7 protein-coding genes are annotated in these 5,229 nt (G+C 52.6%); 4 read left to right on the forward strand and 3 right to left on the reverse strand.

Annotated features, from left to right (window positions below; genetic code table 11):
• The 3 genes from RTK32_RS16860 to ykgO form a co-directional block, all read left to right on the forward strand.
• Window positions 1–1,457 (forward strand): efflux RND transporter permease subunit (locus RTK32_RS16860; RefSeq protein ID WP_312045998.1); only part of this gene is annotated, 1,457 nt, incomplete at its 5' end.
• A gap of 221 nt (window positions 1,458–1,678) precedes the next feature.
• Window positions 1,679–1,930 (forward strand): type B 50S ribosomal protein L31, encoded by a 252-nt coding sequence (locus RTK32_RS16865; protein ID WP_312046000.1) that lies wholly within the window; start codon window positions 1,679–1,681, stop codon window positions 1,928–1,930.
• A 14-nt stretch (window positions 1,931–1,944) separates the two neighbouring features.
• Window positions 1,945–2,085 (forward strand): type B 50S ribosomal protein L36, encoded by a 141-nt coding sequence (ykgO, locus tag RTK32_RS16870; protein WP_312046002.1) that lies wholly within the window; start codon window positions 1,945–1,947, stop codon window positions 2,083–2,085.
• A 75-nt stretch (window positions 2,086–2,160) separates the two neighbouring features.
• On the opposite strand, the gene RTK32_RS16875 is transcribed toward ykgO, so the two are convergent.
• The 3 genes from RTK32_RS16875 to RTK32_RS16885 are packed head-to-tail and all read right to left on the reverse strand — an operon-like array spanning window position 2,161 to window position 4,558.
• The gene (locus tag RTK32_RS16875; RefSeq protein WP_312046004.1) at window positions 2,161–3,039 is read right to left on the reverse strand and encodes a metal ABC transporter substrate-binding protein; all 879 of its coding nucleotides are present in this window, start codon (window positions 3,037–3,039) and stop codon (window positions 2,161–2,163) included.
• Entirely contained in the window at window positions 3,036–3,902 is an 867-nt protein-coding gene (locus RTK32_RS16880) for a metal ABC transporter permease (protein WP_312046006.1), read from the reverse strand. The genes RTK32_RS16875 and RTK32_RS16880 overlap by 4 nt, the downstream gene beginning before the upstream one ends.
• A complete protein-coding gene (locus RTK32_RS16885; protein WP_312046010.1) occupies window positions 3,899–4,558 on the reverse strand; it encodes an ABC transporter ATP-binding protein in 660 nt (219 codons plus the stop codon). The genes RTK32_RS16880 and RTK32_RS16885 overlap by 4 nt, the downstream gene beginning before the upstream one ends.
• A 412-nt stretch (window positions 4,559–4,970) precedes the next feature.
• On the opposite strand from RTK32_RS16885, the gene RTK32_RS16890 reads away from it, so the two are divergent.
• Window positions 4,971–5,229, forward strand: a 259-nt coding sequence (locus RTK32_RS16890; RefSeq protein ID WP_312046008.1) for a hypothetical protein, incomplete at its 3' end; no start/stop codon positions are given.

Raw genomic sequence — 5,229 nt, forward strand, 5'->3', positions numbered from 1 at the left:
CGGAAGAGGATCAGGGCCTGCTGCTGGCTCAGGCTTCACTGCCTGCTGGCGCAACCCAGGGCCGAACGCAGAAAGTGCTCGACCAGGTCACGGATTACTTCCTGACTAAAGAAAAAGATAACGTGCGTTCTGTGTTTACCGTTAACGGCTTCGGCTTTGCGGGACGCGGTCAGAACACCGGTATCGCCTTCGTCAGCCTGAAACCGTGGGATGAGCGCAGCGGCTCGGCAAACAAAGTTGAGGGTATTGCTGGTCGCGCCATGCAGGCTTTCGGCGCCATCAAAGATGCGATGGTGATTCCGTTTAACCTGCCGGCGATTATCGAACTGGGTAACGCCACCGGCTTTGACTTCGAGCTGATCGACCAGGCGAACCTGGGTCATGAAGCCCTGACCAATGCCCGTAACCAGCTGCTTGGCATGGCTGCTCAGCATCCGGATACGTTGGTAGGGATGCGTCCAAATGGCCTGGAAGATACGCCGCAGTACAAACTGACGATCGACCAGGAGAAAGCGGAAGCGCTGGGCGTCTCTATTTCCGATATCAATACCACCCTGGGCGCAGCATGGGGCGGCTCTTACGTTAATGACTTCATCGACCGTGGTCGCGTGAAAAAAGTGTACGTAATGGGCCAGGCCGATGCGCGTATGTTACCAGGCGATATCAATAAATGGTACGTGCGTGCTTCAAACGGTGAAATGGTGCCGTTCTCGTCCTTTGCCAGTGCGAAGTGGCAGTATGGTTCGCCGCGTCTGGAACGCTATAACGGTCTGCCGTCCATGGAGATTCTGGGCCAGGCAGCACCGGGCAAGAGCTCCGGCGATGCCATGAACCTGATGGAAGAGCTGGCTTCTAAGCTGCCGAAGGGGATCGGTTATGAATGGACAGGCATGTCTTATCAGGAACGTCTCTCAGGCAACCAGGCACCTGCGCTCTATGCTATCTCGCTGATCGTGGTGTTCCTGTGTCTGGCAGCGCTGTATGAAAGCTGGTCAATTCCTTTCTCGGTCATGCTGGTTGTGCCGCTGGGCGTTATCGGTGCGCTGCTGTTTACCACCCTTCGTGGCCTGAGCAACGACGTCTACTTTGTGGTAGGCCTGTTGACCACCATCGGCCTGTCGGCGAAAAACGCCATCCTGATCGTAGAGTTTGCTAAAGATCTGATGGAGAAAGAAGGCAAAGGTCTGATAGAAGCGACGCTGGAAGCGGTACGTATGCGTCTTCGTCCTATCCTGATGACCTCGCTGGCCTTTATTTTGGGCGTCTTGCCGCTGACTATCAGTACCGGTGCTGGCTCCGGTGCACAGAACGCGGTAGGTACCGGCGTGATGGGCGGTATGGTAACGGCGACTATTTTGGCTATTTTCTTTGTGCCTGTGTTTTTCGTGGTGGTTCGCCGCCGCTTCAGCAAGCATAAAGAGGATCTGAATCCGCATCACCCGGATCGATCTCAATAAGGGTATCTCTCCCCTCTCCAGGAGGCCGCTTTTGCGGCCTCTTTTTTTTCTCGTCACCGCTTGTCCCTTAGTTCCTCGCAGCTAGCCTACTTTTTTGTTTGACCTCTTCCCTACTTTGTCGTCCGTTATTGTTGCCGGTCGGCGTCCCTTTCACGCTTGCATTTTCATATCACGACGCGCATAATTATTGTTATGTTATAACATACGATATTGAGGCTTTTATGAAACAGGCTATTCATCCGGCTTACCGTACCGTAGCTTTTCACGACACCAGTGCCGACACCTTTTTTGTCGTCGGTTCCACTATCAAAACCGATCGAACTATTGAGCTGGACGGTAAAACATTGCCCTACGTGGTGCTGGATGTCTCTTCCGCTTCCCATGCTTACTACACCGGCAAACAAAAAGAGTTTGCTAAAGAAGGGAGCGCACACCGCTTTAACCAGCGCTTTGGTCGGTTTTTCAATAAGTAAAAAAAGGAAGGAAAATGCAGGTGATAAACTCGCTGGCTTCGGCCAGAAAGCGCCATAAGGATTGTAAAATCGTACGCCGACACGGCCGGGTTTTTGTGATTTGCAAAAGTAACCCACGTTTTAAAGCGGTTCAGGGCAAAAAGAAAAAGCGTTAACCCCCAGCGAGCAGGTCGTTTCTCATCGCCGCAGCTGACTTATATTCAGGCGGGCCGATTATTGGCCCGCTTTTTTTATTCCATACTGCCCAGCATCACCGTGACGTTATGGCGGAAAGCCGCTTCCAGCGAATCTGCCCCGCCGCCTTTTGCCGTCAATGCCTCCGGGTAAAGTTCGCCACCCGGCTCTGCGCCCGTTGCCGAGGCAATCTGCCTGACCAGTCTCGGGTCAGTCTGATTTTCAATAAAGTAACGGTGTATATGCGCATTTTTCAACTGGGCGATCAGGCTGGCCACATCGGCAGCGCTGGCTTCCGATTCGGTAGAGAAACCTACCGGAGACATAAATGTCACCCCGTAACGTTGCCCAAAATAGCCGAATGCATCGTGGCTGGTCAGCACTTTACGCTTCGCAGCGGGTATAGCCGAAAACCGGCCCAAAGCCCACTCATCCAGTTTATGCAGCCGACTGATGTAGGCCGCACCGCGCTGGCGAAAATAGTCTGCATCCTGCGGATCGGCAGCTATTAATGCGTTCATAACATTGCTGGCATAAACCTCGCTGTTCTTCATACTGTTCCAGGCATGGGGATCGGTAATGGTTTTCCCCTCTTCTTCCATGGTGCGCGTCGTAATACCTGTGGAAGCGACAACGACATGGCCCCGATATTCTGATGCGGAAATCAGGCGATCCATCCAGCCTTCCAGTCCCAGACCGCTGACGAACACCACATCTGCCCGGGCCAGCGCCCGGCTGTCTTGCGGCGTAGGTTCAAAGCTGTGCGGATCGCCATTCGGCCCGACAAGGCTTTTGACCTGCACATGATCGCCCCCAACCTGTTTAACGATATCAGCCAATACGGTAAAGCTGGCCACCGTCTCCAGCGTTTTCGCCCCGGCTAATGGCGCGGCGCAAAGTGCAGCCAGCGCCAGTACAAGAGATAACTTCTTCATATTTTTTCCTTACCGACAGTAAAAGAACGCACGCGGAAGATGCCGCCGTACGGCCCCACTAAAATAGAGACAAAAAACAGCAGCGCGGCACAGAGCACTACGGAAGGTCCGGCGGGCAGTGCCAGGTAGAATGAAGCGGTCAGCCCGCTGAAGCTGGCAATCAGCGCCAAAATCATGGCAGCAGCGAGAGTGCCGGGCAGCTCCCTGCCCCAGAAACGAGAAGCCGCAGCGGGCAACATCATCAGCCCCACGCACATCAGCGTCCCCAGCACCTGGAAGCCAGCCACCAGATTGGTCACAACGAGCACCAGAAAAAGCGCATGTACCAGCGGCGCAGCCCAGCGGTTTTGCGCGCGTAAAAAAGCAGGATCAAAAGCATCAATGACCAGCGGGCGATAAATCAGTGCCAGCGCAATTAGCGTGACCGAGGCTATCGAACTGACCAGCAAAAGCGAGGCATTATCAACGGCCAGTAAAGAGCCGAAAAGTACATGCAGCAGATCGACGCTGGAGCCGCGCAGTGAAACCAGCGTCACGCCCAGCGCCAGCGAACCGAGGTAAAAACCGGCAAAGCTGGCATCTTCGCGCAGCGGCGTATAGCGGCTGACCGCCCCCGATAACAGCGCGACTGAAAGACCGGCGATGACGCCTCCGATACCCATCGCTACCAGCGATAAACCGGAAATCAAATAGCCTATAGCTGCACCGGGTAACACCGCATGTGAAAGCGCGTCGCCAACCAGACTCATACGGCGCAGCAACAAGAACACGCCCAGAGGCGTGGCACTGAGGGAAAGCGCGATGCAGGCCACCAGCGCACGCCGCATAAAGCCGAATTCAATAAAAGGCGCTAAAAGCGTCATACAGGCTCCGCCACGGTTAATCCGGGGCGGATTATCCATTCCGCCTGAGTAGGTTCCAGGCGCAGAATCTGAGGGAAAAACAGATCCACCATTGTCCTGTCATGTAGCACTACTATCATCGTGCAGCCGGCTTGATGCCGCGTTTGCAGCAGCTTCAGCAGCAGGCTGGTCGTCGCCGTATCGACCCCGGTAAAAGGTTCGTCAAGCAGCAGTAGTGAGGCATCCTGTACCAGTAAACGGGCGAAAAGCACGCGCTGCAGTTGCCCGCCAGAAAGTGTACCGGGTAGTGCATCGGCAAATCCGGCCATCTGGACCTGTTCTAAGGCTGCCATCACACGTTGCCTTTGCAGACGACTGACGGTGCGAAACCAACCGCTGCTGTCCCAACAGCCCATCGCTACCAGATCGAGTACGCTGACGGGGAAATTTTTCTCGATATCGGTTTGCTGTGGCAGCCAGGCAATAGCCTGCCGGGGGCGGACAAGCTGGCCGCTCACGGGCGGTAATAATCCGGCAATAGTTTTTAGCAGCGTTGATTTACCACTACCATTCGCGCCCACCAGTGCGGTCATCGTTCCCTGTTGAATCATGCCATTGAGGCACGGCGTGACGGCATTTCCGCGGTAGCCGACGCGAAGATTAATTAATTCGATCATGATGATAGCGCCCATCCGGTCAGCAACATCAGCGTAAGCACGGCGAGCAGAGCCCACAGTAAACGCATCCGCGCTGAAAACATCAGCCAGGTAGGTCGAGGAAAAACGGCAAAAGCAGACATAAGATTATCTATTGATATGTTATAACGTCACATAATCATATAATGAGGAGAAATGTGCTGCCTGACTAAAATGTATCTTTTTATTTCCATGAAAAGTAATTAAAAAAAGCAGGCTTATATAAAATTTCTTCATCTTAATTGGGTTTTTCTATCGCAGAAAACGGGATCCTCTACTAAAATAATTAATAGTCAAATCATTGAGATAGTTTTTTCTCTTTTTGGGCGACTTGATTATTTTAACGCTAACATCAATTATCTGTATAAGCGTTTATTAACTCTGTGGAGAAAAAATGCTCAAGCGTATTCCTGTCTCTTCAGCGCTTAATGAAGAAAATGAGTCGGAATGGGTTAATCTTATTCAGCGGATTATTCCCAAAATAGAAACCGAGTTAACTGGCTCACTGTTATGGTATTCACAAAATGCACAATATGTTCCCGACAGCGTGAAAATTATTTCTGTTGAACAAACGAGCCCGTCAGGTTACAAAATGACTTACAGTTTCCGCTGGAACGTTTTTAATGCCTGCCTGGATATTGATGCAGATGAAA

The sequence above is a fragment of the Erwinia sp. genome, assembly GCF_031978025.1.
Lineage (GTDB): Bacteria > Pseudomonadota > Gammaproteobacteria > Enterobacterales > Enterobacteriaceae > Erwinia.